Origin of the sequence: Nocardioides sp. (genome assembly GCF_036493135.1) — a bacterium.
In the GTDB taxonomy this organism is placed as follows: Bacteria; Actinomycetota; Actinomycetes; order Propionibacteriales; family Nocardioidaceae; genus Nocardioides.
Genome location: NZ_DASXQG010000062.1, coordinates 49261 through 64132, shown reverse-complemented (window position 1 = coordinate 64132; position 14872 = coordinate 49261). Strand labels below are relative to the sequence as shown.

13 protein-coding genes are annotated in these 14872 nt (G+C 67.9%); 5 read left to right on the top strand and 8 right to left on the bottom strand.

From position 1 onward, the window contains the following. The first annotated feature begins 15 nt into the window (after positions 1–15). Complete coding sequence (locus VGJ24_RS11140) at positions 16–1008, top strand: cation diffusion facilitator family transporter (protein ID WP_331500656.1); 993 nt, start codon at positions 16–18, stop codon at positions 1006–1008. Here the strand turns inward: VGJ24_RS11140 and VGJ24_RS11135 are convergent. Together VGJ24_RS11135 and VGJ24_RS11130 are read right to left on the bottom strand one after the other, a co-directional pair. Continuing rightward, entirely contained in the window at positions 968–2011 is a 1044-nt protein-coding gene (locus VGJ24_RS11135) for an AI-2E family transporter (protein WP_331500654.1), read from the bottom strand. The genes VGJ24_RS11140 and VGJ24_RS11135 overlap by 41 nt on opposite strands. Beyond that, positions 2008–4065: a phage holin family protein gene (locus VGJ24_RS11130; protein WP_331500653.1), complete on the bottom strand. Its 2058-nt coding sequence runs from the start codon at positions 4063–4065 to the stop codon at positions 2008–2010. Before VGJ24_RS11130 ends, VGJ24_RS11135 begins: the two co-directional genes overlap by 4 nt. Positions 4066–4299: 234 nt before the next feature. On the opposite strand from VGJ24_RS11130, the gene VGJ24_RS11125 reads away from it, so the two are divergent. Both VGJ24_RS11125 and VGJ24_RS11120 read left to right on the top strand, forming a co-directional pair. After that, the gene (locus VGJ24_RS11125) at positions 4300–5610 is read left to right on the top strand and encodes a hypothetical protein (protein WP_331500652.1); all 1311 of its coding nucleotides are present in this window, start codon (positions 4300–4302) and stop codon (positions 5608–5610) included. Positions 5611–5631: 21 nt separating this feature from the next. After that, positions 5632–6654 carry an RDD family protein gene (locus tag VGJ24_RS11120; protein ID WP_331500651.1) on the top strand — a complete coding sequence of 341 codons (1023 nt, stop codon included), beginning with the start codon at positions 5632–5634 and terminating at the stop codon, positions 6652–6654. On the opposite strand, the gene VGJ24_RS11115 is transcribed toward VGJ24_RS11120, so the two are convergent. From VGJ24_RS11115 to VGJ24_RS11105, 3 genes are all read right to left on the bottom strand, one after another. Further along, positions 6608–8974, bottom strand: a complete 2367-nt coding sequence (locus VGJ24_RS11115) for an arylsulfatase (protein WP_331500649.1) — start codon at positions 8972–8974, stop codon at positions 6608–6610. The two genes, VGJ24_RS11120 and VGJ24_RS11115, sit on opposite strands and share 47 nt — an antisense overlap. A gap of 119 nt (positions 8975–9093) precedes the next feature. Further along, complete coding sequence (locus tag VGJ24_RS11110) at positions 9094–9465, bottom strand: phage holin family protein (protein ID WP_331500648.1); 372 nt, start codon at positions 9463–9465, stop codon at positions 9094–9096. After that, a complete protein-coding gene (locus tag VGJ24_RS11105; protein ID WP_331500647.1) occupies positions 9462–10250 on the bottom strand; it encodes a hypothetical protein in 789 nt (262 codons plus the stop codon). Before VGJ24_RS11105 ends, VGJ24_RS11110 begins: the two co-directional genes overlap by 4 nt. 161 nt (positions 10251–10411) lie before the next feature. On the opposite strand from VGJ24_RS11105, the gene VGJ24_RS11100 reads away from it, so the two are divergent. After that, positions 10412–10825, top strand: coding sequence for a hypothetical protein (locus VGJ24_RS11100; protein ID WP_331500646.1), 414 nt, complete (start codon positions 10412–10414; stop codon positions 10823–10825). 22 nt (positions 10826–10847) lie between these two features. On the opposite strand, the gene VGJ24_RS11095 is transcribed toward VGJ24_RS11100, so the two are convergent. The 3 genes from VGJ24_RS11095 to VGJ24_RS11085 form a co-directional block, all read right to left on the bottom strand. Then, a complete protein-coding gene (locus tag VGJ24_RS11095; protein ID WP_331500645.1) occupies positions 10848–12365 on the bottom strand; it encodes an ATP-binding protein in 1518 nt (505 codons plus the stop codon). A 177-nt stretch (positions 12366–12542) separates the two neighbouring features. Further along, positions 12543–13670, bottom strand: a complete 1128-nt coding sequence (locus VGJ24_RS11090; RefSeq protein WP_331500644.1) for a YbhN family protein — start codon at positions 13668–13670, stop codon at positions 12543–12545. 35 nt (positions 13671–13705) lie between these two features. Continuing rightward, a complete protein-coding gene (locus VGJ24_RS11085) occupies positions 13706–13912 on the bottom strand; it encodes a hypothetical protein (protein ID WP_331500643.1) in 207 nt (68 codons plus the stop codon). Between the two features lie 340 nt (positions 13913–14252). Between VGJ24_RS11085 and VGJ24_RS11080 the strand changes: the two genes are divergently transcribed. Further along, entirely contained in the window at positions 14253–14756 is a 504-nt protein-coding gene (locus VGJ24_RS11080; RefSeq protein ID WP_331500642.1) for a DUF1269 domain-containing protein, read from the top strand. Positions 14757–14872: the final 116 nt, after the last annotated feature.

Below are 14872 nucleotides of genomic sequence, written 5' to 3'. Positions count from 1 at the left end.
CGCTAGCCTGCCGCCATGGCGGGAGACGGTGGCACGAAGGCGGTCGTGGCTGCCTTGCTGGCGAACGCGGGCATCGCGATCACCAAGTTCGTGGCCTTCTTCCTGACCGGGATCAGCTCCATGCTCGCCGAGGCCATCCACTCGGTCGCCGACACCGGCAACCAAGGGTTGCTGTTGCTCGGAGGAAAGAAGTCGCGGCGAGAGGCGACGGAGGAGCACCCGTTCGGCTATGGCCGCGAGCGCTACATCTACGCCTTCGTCGTGTCGATCGTGCTCTTCTCCGTCGGTGGTCTGTTCGCCATCTACGAGGCCTACCACAAGTTCCACGAGATCCGTTCGGGTCACCACGAGGATGCCGGGCGATGGTGGTGGGTCCCGCTCCTCGTACTGGGAATCGCGATCGTGCTGGAGAGCCTGTCGTTCCGCACCGCGATCACCGAGACCAGCAAGGTCAAGGGTCAGGTCTCCTTCGCCCAGTTCGTCAGGCGCGCGAAGAAGCCCGAGCTACCCGTCATCCTGCTCGAGGATCTCGCCGCCCTGCTGGGTCTGGTCTTCGCCCTCCTCGCCGTGTCCTTGTCGTTGCTGACCGACAACTACTACTTCGACGCAGCGGGGACGGTGATGATCGGCCTCCTGCTCGTGGTCGTCGCCGTCGTCCTCGCCATCGAGACCAAGAGCCTGCTGCTCGGCGAGTCGGCGACGCCCGAGGCCCAGCAGCGGATCGTGTCCGCCCTCGCCGCGACTCCCGGCGTCGTGCGGGTCATCCACATGAAGACGCTCCACCTCGGCCCCGAGGAGCTGCTCGTGGCAGCCAAGATCGCGGTCGTCGAGGGCAGTACGGCGGAGCAGGTCGCCGGGGCGATCGACGCGGCCGAGAGGAGCATCCGCGCCGCAGAGCCCGCGGCGACGTCGATCTACCTCGAGCCCGACATCTACCGGGCCGACCGCGGGCCGGCCGAGCGCCCGGTCAGGTCGGTGCCGCCGGGTGGTGATCCGGGCGGCCACTGATCACCGGATCGAGCCATCGCGCGTCGGGGTCCGCCTCTACCAGGATGGCCTTGAACAGCAGGCTCATCGGGACGGCCATCAGCGCGCCCAACGGTCCGAGCACCCAGGTCCAGAAGATCAGCGACAGGAACGTCAGCGAGGTCGACAGGCCCACGGCCTGGCCGACGTAGCGCGGCTGGATGATCGACTGGATCACCAGGTTGAGCAGCGAGTAGACCACGATCACGGCCAGCATCAGGCCGGGTCCACTGTCCAGCAGGGCGACCAGGGCGGGCGGGATCAACCCGATCACGAAGCCGATGTTCGGGATGAAGTTGGTGACAAAGGCCAGCACGCCCCAGACGAACGCCCCCGGCACCCCCATCGCATACAGCAGCACGGTGTCCAACACCGCGACGATGAGACCGAAGACCGCGGAGACACCGAGGTAGCTGCGGGTCCCGCGGGCGAAGGAGGACATCGCCTCGACCAGGTGGGGCCGGTGGGTCCGGGTGACCTCGGTGAGGCGGCCGACGTACGCCGAGTCCACGGCCAGGAAGATGAGCAGCGTGGCGAGGAAGAACAGGTCGGTGAGCACCCCGGCAATGCCCTCCAGGAACGAGGTCACGACCCCCACGAGCTTCGTGGGGTCGAGCGCACTCTGCATCGTGTCGCGCTGACCACTGCTGACGCCGCGAGCCTGGAACCAGCCGCCGACGTCGTTGAGGTGGCTGTTGAACTCCGGTGCGTACTTCGGCAGCAGGGACGCCAGCTGTCCCGCCGAGATCACCAGGGCGAGAGTGAAGAGCACGATCAGCAGGTACGCCGCCCCGAGCACCGCCGTGGTGGCCACCCAGGTCGGCGCCCTGCCCTCGAGGTACACCCGGATCGGGTGGAACACGATGGTGAGGGCCAGGGCCACCATCGTTGGGGCGACGATCCCGGCGGCGGCCCTGATACCCCCGACCACGATCACGAGGGCGGCGGCTCCGACCAGCAGCCGGAGCGTGCGCGACTGGTTCATGTAGTGCTCCTCACGAGCTCAGCACGATGCCCCAACGATTCCAGGATGTCGACCAGGTGGCCGTGCAGCTGCTCTCCGCCGACGATGGGAACGGTCGGCCGCAGCAGATCGGGCGGGGCCACCACGAAGCCGCGATCCTGCCAGCCGCCCAGGCCGCCGTGGCAGCCCACGAGCGGCTCGAAGGCGGCCACGTCGAGCGTGTCCGGGTCCACGCTGCTGTTCACGTACAGATCCGGTGCCTCCTTCATCAGCGCTGCCGACAGCAGCATCGCCGCGGCGTGCGCACCGAACGGGATCATCGGGTCGATCCCTTGGATGACCCCGGTCGCGAGATCGTGCCGGCCCTCGGCGCCGATGGCGACCGGACCGTCCTTGCCCAGCGCGGCCACGAACCCGATACCAGGATGTCCGGCCAGACCGGGCACGAGATCGGGCCAGCGTGCCTCCAGGTCCTCCAGGGTGAGCCGCTCGGGTCCTGGGACGTAGACCAGCCCCAGGTTTCCGCTCCCGAGCACGACCAGCTCGACATCGGGCTCGGCCGCCGACGGCTGCATCTTCTCCTCGACCCGGCGAGAGGCCGCCTTCTGCACCGTCGACCCGCCCGAGCTCGCGAGATCCTCCAGCACCGAGTCCACCCGTCCCCACCCCTCGATGCTGCCCTCGACGCCCCTCGTCGTCGATGCGGTCAGGGTCCGGCACAGCTCACTCAGGTCGGTGCCGTAGCGCGCGGCGAACGGCTCCCCCTGGCTCTGGCCGTGATCGCTGAGCAGCACGAAGTGATATCGGCGCGGGGCACGGCGTTCGATCCTCTCGAGCACGGCGAGCACATGGTCCAGGCCCGTGAGAGCCGCGAGCGACTCGATCCTGGTGGCGCCCGCGTGGTGAGCGATCTCGTCGTAGTCGACGTAGTCGACGTAGATGCTGCGCGCACCGCGCATCATCTCCTCGCACACCAACGTGGTGTTCAGGTCACGGAGCAACCCGTTGCTGAAGGCACGCAGCCCGGCAAAGGTCCATGAGCGATGCACCCGGGGGTAGATGTCGAGCCGCTTCTGCTTGACCGCCTGGAAGCGCTCACGGACGATCTCGGCGACCGTGCGGGCGAGGCTGCGGGAGAGTCCGTCGGGTCGCAGCAGAAAACGCGCGAACACCTGGCGCGTACGACGTGAACCTCGGCTGACCTCCAGCCTGCTCATGGTCATGGCGGCCCTCGGCGCGTCACCGGTGAAGATGTTGGAGATCGATATCCCGTCGTCGGCCAGCAGGCCGTAACCGCTGCTGGCCCGCAGCTCGATGACCGCCGCGTCGTCGGGACGGTTGGCCACGAGGAGGCGGCCGAGCTCCCGGTCGTACCACCGGAACGCCGGGATGCCGGCTGAGGTGCCCATCAGGATCGCCTGCTGGCTCGCGGGCGTCGTGCAGGGCAGCTGCACCGTCCACTCGTGGGCGAGCTGCGCACCCGTGTCCACCCATCGACGCAGGGTCGGCATCGTGCCCGAGGTGAGCGCCCAGTTGATGACCGGGAACGAGACTCCGTCGAGCTGCAGGAACACCACGCCGTCCACATCGGGGTCGTCGATGACGACCGGCTTGATCCGAGCCAGGCTGGCCACGAATGACTCATCGGTGCCGGCGCTGAAGATCCAGGCGAGCAACGTCCCGAAGGCCGCCGTCATCCAGGCCACGGCGATCGCGGTCCAGAACGAGTTGAAGGACACGCCAGGGACCAGCGACAACGCGATCTGAACGACGATGGCCTGGCCGAAGAGCGTGGCCAGGGCGACCGCGATCCAGCCGATCACCGCGCTGAGCTCGACCAGCACCGGCCGGACGATCATGCCGACGAGGCCGGTGGCCGCCGCTGCGACCAGCAGCGGACCCCAGGACGTGTAGCTGAAGCCCGGCAACAGCTTCGCGGTCAGTAGAAGTGCGAGGAAAGTGATCAACCAGGACGCGAGAAGACGGACCACATCGCCCCAACGGACGCGGATCGCGATCTTCCGCGACGATGTCTCTGGGCCCTGCGACGTCTGGGAGCGTGCTCCCTGGTTCATGACAGCTCCCATCCTCTCGGCGGACATTCTCGGCACCCCGGCACCCGAGCGCATGCTCCGCCACGGACGATCACGGAAGAACTCGGCCGATCAGTACGCCACCGCCCGGACGGGACGCCTCGACCCGACGGTCGGTGGCGCGCATTGACCGGCGTTCCGGAGCCGGGTTCGTCCGTACCGGGTGATGGCGGGCGGAGCCGGGGAACCTACGTTCGACACGCGGGAGGAGATCCGATGGATGAGTCCATAGCAGCGCAGCCTGAGACCGAGAGCCCCTCTCGTGGCAGGGCCGTCGCGGCGGCTCTGTGCCTCATCCTCGCGGCAATCCTGACGGTGCCGGCCTCGTTCTCGTACTGGGGACAGCGCACCATCAACGACGGCCAGCGGTACGTCGACACGGTCGGACCGCTGGTGGACTCGCCCGAGGTGCAGGCGGCGATCGCCACCAAGGTGACCGACGCCATCGAGTCGCAGGTGAACGTCGAAGCCCTCCTCAACCAGGTGTTCGCCGACATCATCAAGAGCAGGCCACGTCTGCAGGCCCTCGTCGGTCCGCTCTCGGGTGCGGTGAACGGGCTGATCGAGACCCAGGTACGCGCGTTCATCGCGTCCGATGCCTTCGCGGAGTTCTGGGTCGCGGCGAACACGAGGGCGCAGGAGGCACTCGTCCGCCTGCTGAAGGGCGACACATCGGGGGCCGTGTCCGTCCAGGGTGGCGCGCTGGTCCTCGACCTCTCCGACGTCATCGACCAGGTCAAACAGCGTCTGGTCGATCGCGGGCTCACGATCGTCCAGCACGCCCCGCCGATTCCCGCGGCGAACCAGGAGATCGTGCTGCTGGAGGCGCCTCAGCTGAAGCAGGTGCGCACGATCTACGCGATCGCGAACCCGGTGGCCAAGTGGCTGCTGGTGGTCGTCGCGCTGATGTACCTGGGCGCACTCCTGCTGTCCCGGCGCAGGCCGAGGATGACGATCATCATCGGGGCAGCGCTCGCGGCCAACGCCCTGCTGGTGGCGCTCCTGCTCTCGATCAGCCGGCAGCTGTTCGTCAACCAGCTATCGGGGACGGTGTTCGGTCCGGCGAGCACGGTCTTCTTCAACCAGCTGTTCTCGTACCTCGAGCGCGGTCAGCACGTCATGCTCTGGCTCGGGGTGATCCTGGCGTTCGTGGGCTGGTTCACCAGCAGCACCAAGTTCGGCACCGCCACCCGCACGACCGTCAGCAGCGGCCTCGAGTCCGTCGGTGCTTCTCTGGCCGACGGACCCGCAGCGGCCACCGGGCGTTGGGTGGCGCCCAATGCTGTGTGGCTCAGGATCGTCATCGGTGTGCTGGGGCTCATCACCCTGCTCTGGGGGAACCAGGCGTCGGATCCACGGCTGTTCTGGTCGGTCGTCCTCGTGGTCGTGCTCCTCGCAGCCCTGCAGGTCCTGGTAGGCACCGGCAAGGCGGCCTCACCGGTCGAGCCTCCGGAGTCGAAGGTCGATCGACCGGACACGGGCGGTGGGAACCCGCCCGATGAGGCGACCGCACCCATCCGGCCATGAGGCCGTGAGAGTCTTTCGCCCATGAGCGCGCCGGGCAAGGGCATTCTGGGCCGGGTCGCCGGTGTCGCGACCGGACGGGTCGTCGAGCTCGTCGATCCCGACCTGATCCTGGAGTACGTCGATCTCGACCTGTTGCTCGAGCGGATCGACGTCCAGAAGCTGGTCGACCGGATCGACCCGAACGTGCTGATGGACCGGATCGACATCCAGCGCCTGCTCAGTCGCGTCGACCTCGACGAGGTGCTCGCAGGCATCGACCTCGACCAGCTCTTGGCCAGGGTCGACCTCGAGGCCGTCGTCCAGCGATCGGGAGTGCCGGACATCATCATGGCGAGCACTGGCCGCTTCGCCGACTCCGCCGTCGATCTCGGCCGTCGGCAGGTGGTCGGGGTCGACGCCTTGATCGACCGCGGGATCGACCGGCTGCTGCGGCGGAGATCCGATCCGACGCGTCTCGCGCCCACGCATCTACGCCCCGACCACGCCGAATCCGGTTCATCGACCTCGGTGACCGGACACTATGCCGGGCCGATCGGACGCGCGCTCGCGGCCGCTCTCGACATCGTGGTGGTGACGATCACCTTCGCGCTGGGGTACTCGGTGACGAACCTCCTCACCAGCACCCTGCTGAACAGGTCCCTGAGTCCTGACCGCGCCCAGCCCCTGGCCATCGCCGCCCTGGCCGTATGGGCGTTTCTCTACGTCTTCGTCGCCCTGGCCGTGGCCGGTCGCACCTTCGGCAAGGCAGCCGTGGGACTCCGGGTGGTCCGAGCCGACGGTCTTCCGCTCTCGGCCCGTCAGGCCCTGGTACGCACCCTCGTACTCCCCTTCAGCTTTGTCTTTCTCGGGATCGGGCTGCTGATGATCCTGCTGCAACGCGAGCATCGCGCACTTCACGACCTGGTCGCCGGCACCGCGGTCGTCACGGACTGGGGTGACCGGAGCGCCGAGCTGTCCGCGCCACTCGCAGCGTTCCTGGCGCGCTCGAAGACCCGGGCTATTGACGGGCCATGGCGATCCGTAGGCGTTCGTCGGGGTCGATGAAGTGGTCGTTGTCGTCGTCGCCGAGGTCGATCTGGACCCAGTTGATCGCACCTGAGAAGCGGCTGGTCGCGGATGTGTAGTCCGGCGTGACGGTGGTGCCGGACTCGTAGCCGACGTCCGTGGTCTCGTCGGCCGAGAAGACCATCGGCTGGGTCATCTCCACCCGACCTCTGCCGACCTCGTTCCCGTCGTAGTAGAGGGTGACCTCGCCGCCCTTGGCCAGTCCGCCCCCGTCGTAGGCGAACTCCATGCGGAGCTGGCGGTGACCTGCCGGGATCGGTTCGTCGGCCACGATCGGGAACTCGTGGATGCCGAGCACGTTGTAGACGAACTTGGCCTTCCCGTCCTTGGCGTAGAAGGCCCACCCCCCGAAGCGGCCACCCTGGGCGATCAGGACACCCTCCGCCGGAGCGTCACCCATCTCGACGTCCGCGGTCACCGAGAACGACTTGTTCTTGATGCTGACCACGCTGTTCTCCGACAGCCGGCCCATGCCGGGGAACAGGAGCTGGGAGTCGCCTCGGATCAGGGTGGGCCGGCCCGCCAGGTCGGGGTTGAGCCGCTCACCCGATCGGTCGTCCAGAGGGAGGACGTTGTACTTCGCGGCTTCGATCAGCCACAGCCGTTGCAGGTTGGCCAGCCGCTCCGGTTGGTCCGCCGCCAGGTTGTGGGCCTGGCTGAAGTCGTTGCTGCCGTCGTAGAGCTCCCACACGTCGGCATCGAACGGGCCCATGTCCGGGTCGACCATCATCCACGGCGTCTTGTGCTTGGTCACGGCGCTCCAGCCCCGGTGGTAGATGCCTCGGTTTCCGAACATCTCGAAGTACTGGAGGTCATGGCGCTCGGGCTCGTCCGCGGCGTTGAAGCTGTACATCATGCTGGTGCCCTCGATGGGCGCCTGCAGCACGCCGTTGACGATCGTGGGCATCGGGAGCCCGGCAGCCTCGAGGATCGTCGGGGCGACGTCGATCACGTGCGTGAACTGCGAGCGCAAGCCGCCACGCTCCTCGATGCCGTGGGGCCAGTGCACGATGGTGCCGTTGCGGGTGCCGCCCCAGTGTGAGGCGACCTGCTTGGTCCACTGGAGCGGCGAGTTCATCGCCCAGGCCCAACCCACCGAGTAGTGGTTGTAGGAGTCGGGGGAGCCGAAGTCTGCCATCTTGCTCACCATGAACTCGGGGGTCTCGACGGCGGCCATGCCGTTGAAGTTGGCCATCTCGTTGAAGGCCCCGTTCATGGTGCCCTCGGCGGACGCCCCGTTGTCGCCGATGATGTAGTAGACGAGCGTGTCGTCGAGGATCTCGAGGTCGGCAAGCGCGTCGATGAGCCGGCCCACGTGATGGTCGGTCTGCTCGAGGAACCCGGCGTACACCTCCATCTGACGGGCGAGCACCGGCTTGAGCTCGTCCGGCATGTCGTCCCAGGCAGTGATCTCGCTGTGCCGCGCCGTGAGCTCGGTGTCGTCGGGTACGACGCCGAGCTCCTTCTGCCGCGCCAGCGTGCGCTCGCGGAGCACGTCCCAGCCGTCGTCGAACCGGCCGGCGTACTTGTCCGCCCACTCCAAGGGGACGTGGTGCGGAGCGTGTGTGGCTCCCGGGGCGAAGTAGACGAAGAACGGCTTGTCCGGCATCAGCGCCTTCTGCTGCCGCACCCAGCCGATCGCGTGGTCGGTGAGGTCATCGGTGAGGTGGTAGCCCTCCTCGGCGGTCGCGGGGGGCTCGACGGCCGTGGTGCCGTTGTAGAGCGAGGGATCCCACTGGTTGTTCTCACCGCCGATGAAGCCGTAGAACGTCTCGAAGCCTCCGCCACCGGAGGGCCAGGCGTCGAACGGCCCCATCGGGGAGGACTGCCAGACCGGCACCTCGTGGCACTTGCCGAACTGTGCGGTCGAGTACCCGTTGAGCTTCAGTGTGGTCGCGACCGGCGCCATGGTGTTCGGTCGGAGCGAGCTCATGCCCGGCGCGGACGTGGCGGTCTCGGTGATGCTGCCCATCCCGGCCGAGTGGTGGTTCCGCCCGGTCAGCAGCGCCTGCCGTGTCGGTGCGCACAGGGCGGTCGTGTGGAACCGGTTGTAGCGCAGCCCCCCGGTCGCAAGCCGCTCGGCGGTGGGGGTCTGGCAGGGCCCGCCGAAGGCGGACGAAGCCCCGAAGCCCACGTCGTCCAGCAGCACCACCAGGACGTTGGGCGCACCCTCGGGCGGAAGCAGCGGCTCGATCGGAGGGAAGGCCGTGTCCGGGTCCTTCGCGTCGTACGTCGTCAGACCTGCCGCAGGGCGGTGAGGAATGGGCAGAACTCCGCGGGTGTGCCGGTCTACGCTCATGTGCTGCCCTTCCGATCGTGGGACATGTGCCCGTTCCGCGCGCGTCCGGGACGCTTTTCGACGCTAGGGCGGCACCTGTGCGTCGGGCATCACCCGTCTCGGACGAGGCGGCTCCTCCGTTACACAGCGGAGGTCGACGTCCGAGACGCATGACCTCTGGTGACCACCAGGGCGAGCGTGTTCAGCACACTGATCAGGAACGCGGCCACGATCGTCTGAATCAGACCACCGACGTCCAGGAACGTCGTGAGGCCGGCGGTGAGCGCCAACAGGATTCCGTTCACGACCAGGGAGAAGAGCCCGAACGTCATCACGGTCAGCGGAAGCGTCAGCAATCGCAGAAGCGGGCCGACCAGCACGTTGACCAGCCCGAAGACCGCTGCCGCGACCAACAGTCCGAACACGCCACCACTGATGTCGACGTCCGGCACGATCCACGCTACGACCGCCAGGACGACCGCCAGCAGGGCCCATCGGATGACGAGCCTCATGTCCGCTTCCCGGCCGGGGTGTGCCGGCCTGAGGCTCGCAGCTCCGCGGCGTAGAAGTCCAAGGCGGTCCTGGTCTTGGTCTGTTGCTGACCCGACGTGTCGACTCCCTTGTCCTCGAGGAACCGCCGGATGTCGACGGCGACCATGAGAGCCTCCTCCGGCGTCGCCTTCGTGGAGAGCTCCAGGATGCGCGCGCCGTCCGGGTACAGCCACATCTCCACCACGATGCGGCGGGAGTACGTCGCCGGCGGAAGCTTGAGCTTGAGCACGAAGATCGGCCCCAGGACGGACAGGTCATCGATCCGCAGCCCGCTCGGTGCGTGAGCCTCGAAGAAGCTCTGCTGGCCCGCCGAGAACAGCTTGCTCAGCCGCTTCGCACCGGACACGCTCTTCAGGACAGCATCAGCCTTGACCGTGGACTTCAGGGATGCGGAGCACACGTAGCCCCCGGGCATCGCGTCCACCTCGACCCCGAACATCGGCGAGCGACGTAGGTCCTGAGGGATCTTCTCGGCCACGACCGGTCGCAGCTTGACCACCGAGTCGGCATCGCGGCCCTGGATCCTCCGGACGCGTGCGACGACACCCGCCTCGTTGAGGGCCAGGTCCGGGGTGTCGAAGAAGAACACCTGCCGGATCTGAGCCTGCAGCGGGTCCATCCCCAAGGCCCCGACCGTCGATCTGTGGGACTCCTCGGGCACGGTCAGCTTCAGCTCCACGCTGTCGGCGCCCTTCATCAGCTCCAACAACCGGACCAGGTCGTCACCGACGATTCGCTCGCTCATGCGGTCGACCTTGCGTCAGACACCGGATTCCCCTTCCAGGCCGGGACGCGAGCAGTCAATGCTTCGAACACCGGACCTGCATCATCCCCACAGGGTGACCGGGCTCGGGTTCACCCGCATCGGAGGATGCTCCCGACACGCAACGCGGGAAACGTGGCGGCATGGTGCATCCCCGCTCCGCCTGGTCCCTCACCGCTGCGGTCGTCCTGATGGCGTCGTTCACGGTCTCGGGGTGTGGTGGGAACAGCAAGCCGGCGATCTGCTCCGATGTCGACTCGCTCAAGTCCTCCATCACCGAGCTGAGGGACGTGAAGCTCGAGGCCGGCGCACTGGCGACCCTCCAGTCCGACCTCACCAACGTGCAGACCGACCTGAGCAAGGTCAAGAGCGAGGCCAAGACCCAGTACGCAGCCGAGATCAGCTCGGTCGACCAAGCGGCCGCGTCGCTCAGCGCCAGCCTCAAGACCGCGTCGACGACCCCGTCGGTGGCGGCCCTGGCAGCGGTTGCTACCGACGTCAGCGCGCTCGGGGCCTCACTCTCGGCCCTTCAGGACGCCGTCAGCAGCACCTGTTGAGGTCGGCATCCATCGCGTTCTGCTACCGGTTCGTGACCGGGTCCGCCCAGGCGGTGGGAACGTCGCCACCGCCCTCGTGAGAGATCCGCGAGCCGAACTCGACGTAGCCCGCGTGGGAGAAGAACTTCCCGGCGACCAGGGTCTCCCCCATGCGAAAGGTGGTCGCCCGCTGGATGAGGCCCGGCGGCACGAAGGAGAAGACGTCACCGAGATAGTCGAGATCGGCCTCGGAGTTCATCCGCATGAGGAGCAGGTTGTCGCACTGGGACAGCACCTCCTCGTTGACCTTCTGCGGACGCTGTGTCGACGTCAGCAGGTAGAGACCGAACTTTCGTCCTTCCGCGGCGATCAGCGCAGCATGGTCCGTTGCCAGAGCCGTCATCGCGTCTCCCGGTGTCCGCGGGCAGACATTGTGCGCTTCGTCGATGACGACCAGGCACGGTTCACGTCGTGTGCGGGTCCGCCACAGAGTCGAGAGAACGGTCTCGGCGATGAGTCGCTGCTCCATGATGCTGTCCAGCGAGCCCAGGTCGACCACGAGGCATCGCGAGGTCGGTTCCTCCAACTCCTCGACCAGCGACCTCCCCTGCCCGCCGCTCCAGATCGACCAGTTCATCACGCCCAGGTTGGCTGCCCGCAACCCGAGTTGGCGCACATCGGGATTGGCCGAAGACACCAGCTCGTCGAGGCCGGTGATCAGCGGCCGGTCCTCGTGGCCCGCGGCCAACAAGGCCGAGAGTGCCGCGTGCTCCTCGCGGTCGAGGATCGGGTCGAGGCCGAGAAGGGCTGCCTGGGCGGCTGCCTCGACCTCCGCGAACCGCAGGCGAAGAGGCTGCGCCGCGTCCGGGTGGTTCTGCCACACCGCTACGTCGCCGGCGGCGGAGGCGTAGCGGGCCGCGAGGTTCGCGTCTTGGTGGTCTCGCACGTCCGACAGTCGGACATAGTCGGAATTGGGGTCGAGAATCACCATGCGCAGACTCGTCTCCATCAGGAGTTGCTCCAGCACGAGCCCCAGGGAGTACGTCTTGCCGGAGCCGGACTGTCCGCACATGAAGGTGTGCCGGTTGAATCCCCCAGCATCGAGCGCTGCGGTGACCCCGGGAGCGAGCAGCAGCTCACCGATCGTCAAAGCGGAGCGAGCAGGTCGCACGCGCACCATCCAGGCGTCGACCTCCTCATGGGTCGCCGGCCGGACCGACGCGTCGTGGAAGGTCCGGTTCGGCCCGTCCAGGACGATCCCCTCACCCCGTGCGCCCCGGACCTGGGTGACCGTGGAGCCGCGTGAGAGGAAGTCGGGAGCCGGCATGGAGTCGGGACGCAGCGTCAGGACCTGGCCCAGGCACGTGGGTCCGTCGCCCTCGATGACGACGTAGCCACCCGCCTGCAAGGCGAGCCCGTGCAGGGAGGCCTGGAGCGTGAAGCGGCGACCGTCCACCGACGTGGCCAACGGGAGCACCCCCCGTTCCAGCTCCTCGCGACGGGCCCGGTACTCGCTCAGGCGGTCGGTCAGGGACCCGGCCCCCGATTCAGGGCCGGCCACAGAACCTGATGATCCAGCGGACACCTGCACGCTCCTGGCATGTCTGGCGCACCGACGCCTCGAGATTCACGCTCAGGCGACCGGGGACACGACGGATGAAGACCGTCGACATCCTCGGCCGACCGGTTTCATCGCACGTCGTCCGGGCCGGGTGAAGTGCGCTCCCCCGTGCCCCGACTACGGCTTGGCCGCCCGTACGTCGTGGATCTCCTTGGTCCGCATGATGCGCCAGACGAGATAGGCGATGGCGCCGGTGATCAGCGGTAGGCCCCAGGTCAGTGCTCGGTACACCAGCACTCCGGCGAAGACCGTGTCGTGGGACGCCTCGCCGAGCACCGCCACGTAGATCGCGGTGTAGACCACCTCGGCGACGCCGACCGCACCGGGAGTGATCGGCACGATCGTGAGCACGCGGCCGACGGAGTACAAGAACAGGCCCAAGGACACCGGCATGAGCGCCTCCTCGACCCCACAGGCCCACAGGCAGCCGACCAGCAGGAATCCGTTGAGGAGGTAGCCGCCGCCGATACAGCTGCCGATGACTCCGGCATTCCCGCGGAGCTGGGTCAGGGTGGCGGCCCGGAGCGTGCGGGTCTGCTCGGGCCAGGTGGTGATCTGCTCCTTGCCGAGCGCACGTCGTACCGGGTTGACGCATCGCTCGCCCGCGCGGCCGAACCAGCCGGCCAGTCGTTCACTACGGGCCACGGCAGAGACCAGGATCACCGTCACGGCGCTGATCACCAAGGTCACCACCCCGATCAGCCACACATGGTCGCTGTCCTGCTTGGCCGGCTGGCCGAGGGCCACCCAGACCAGGAGCAGAAGGCCGGGAGCAGCGAAGACCAACGCATCCGTGATCACGCTGACACTGACCGTGGCGGCGGCGAACCGCTCGGTGCTGACGCCCCAGCTGCGGAGTACGACGTACTGGGTCGCGGTGCCGGAAGGACCGGGAATGACGTTGCTCACCGCCGACGACGACTCGCGCGCGATCAGCGAGCGGAAGAAGGAGAGGCCCGGGATGACGGGCGGGTACGCCGCGGCCAGCAGCACCCTGATGACGAGAGCAGCGAGGAGGAGCAGCAGGAACGTGGCGATCGACATCGATCGGATCGCCTCCCACACGCCGTCGAGGCTGCCCAACGCGGGGATGATCACAAGGAACAGCAGGACCAGCAGCCCGCCGGACAGCGCAGCGCTGAGCACCTTCATCAGCACGGACCTGGGTCCGGGGGCGGCCCCCAGCGCCTCGGCCGGCAGAGCCGCAGAGGCGCTCGTCTTCGGGTGCCGGTCGTCGTCGGTCATGGTCGCAGGCTAAACGGCGTTCTGTGGGTCACGCCTCACTCGTCCGGGATGGTCACGATCTCCACGACCTTGATGCCGAGCGAGTTGAGGAGGTTCAGGACTCCCTGCAGCTCCTCCTGATCGGTCAGGTCGCCGGTGAGCGTCGTCGTCGCACGTTGCGTCTTGGGCGTCAGGTGCGGGAACGCTGCGACGAGATCGTCGGAGAGCTCGGCGTCGACCCGGATCATCATCCGTGTCATCACGGTGTCACCTGCGCACGTCGTACACGCGCGTGACGTGTTCGATCTGCCGTGTGCGCACGGACGAGGTTGCCGTCCACCGATCACTCCCAGCACCACTCTTGCGGTCACGGCACACTAGGCGGTGCCTCGCTCGGCGTGCTCACCGGAAACGGGGGAACCCCCTTCCGGCCCGACGTTCCTAGGGTGCGCGAGACGCGATCCGGAGGTGGTGTCGGTGGCGAGACGCCCGTTCACCGTTTCCGGGTGAGTACGTCGTCCCGCCCAGGTGGGATCGTGGCTGTCGGGAGGTCTTCACGGCCTGCGCAACCGCCGGGCCGAACGCGTCCGTCAGGAGAGAGCCATGCCCTCGGTAACCGTCTGGCTCTTCCCGACGGCGTTCGGTGCGGAGACCGGTGAGGTCCACCTGACCGGGCTCGTGCAGCGCGGGGCACTCGTCGTGCACGACGCGGCGGCGATCAGCTGGGTGCCGAGCGACCCCGAGCCACGGGTACGCCAGCTCAAGCACCTCACGGCGCGGGCGGCTGGGAAGGGCGCGATGTTGGGTGCGGCCGTCGGCCTCCTGCTGCTCAACCCGGTCGCCGGGGCGGCTGTGGGCGCGGCCGCCGGGGCCGGGGCCCGACGACTGCGCGACGCCGGGATCAGTGACGACTTCGTCGCCGAGGTCCGCGCGGCCGTGAAACCGGGTACCTCGGCCCTGTTCGTGATGTCGAGCGGGGCCGATGCGACGCAGCTCGCTCCGATCCTCGACCGGTCCGAGGGCGTCCTGATCCGCGCTGAGCTCTCCGACGAGGGCAAGGCGGTCCTGGAGGAGCTGGGTCGGTCCTTGCCCGAGGACGCCGACTGACGCCCCCGGGTCTCAACAGACCTGGCCTTCATCCGTTCCGGGTGACCCGCGCACCGGCGGACGGCCTTAGCGTTGCACGGTGCGACGAGACGACGCCGGGGTCCATTTCCTCCCGG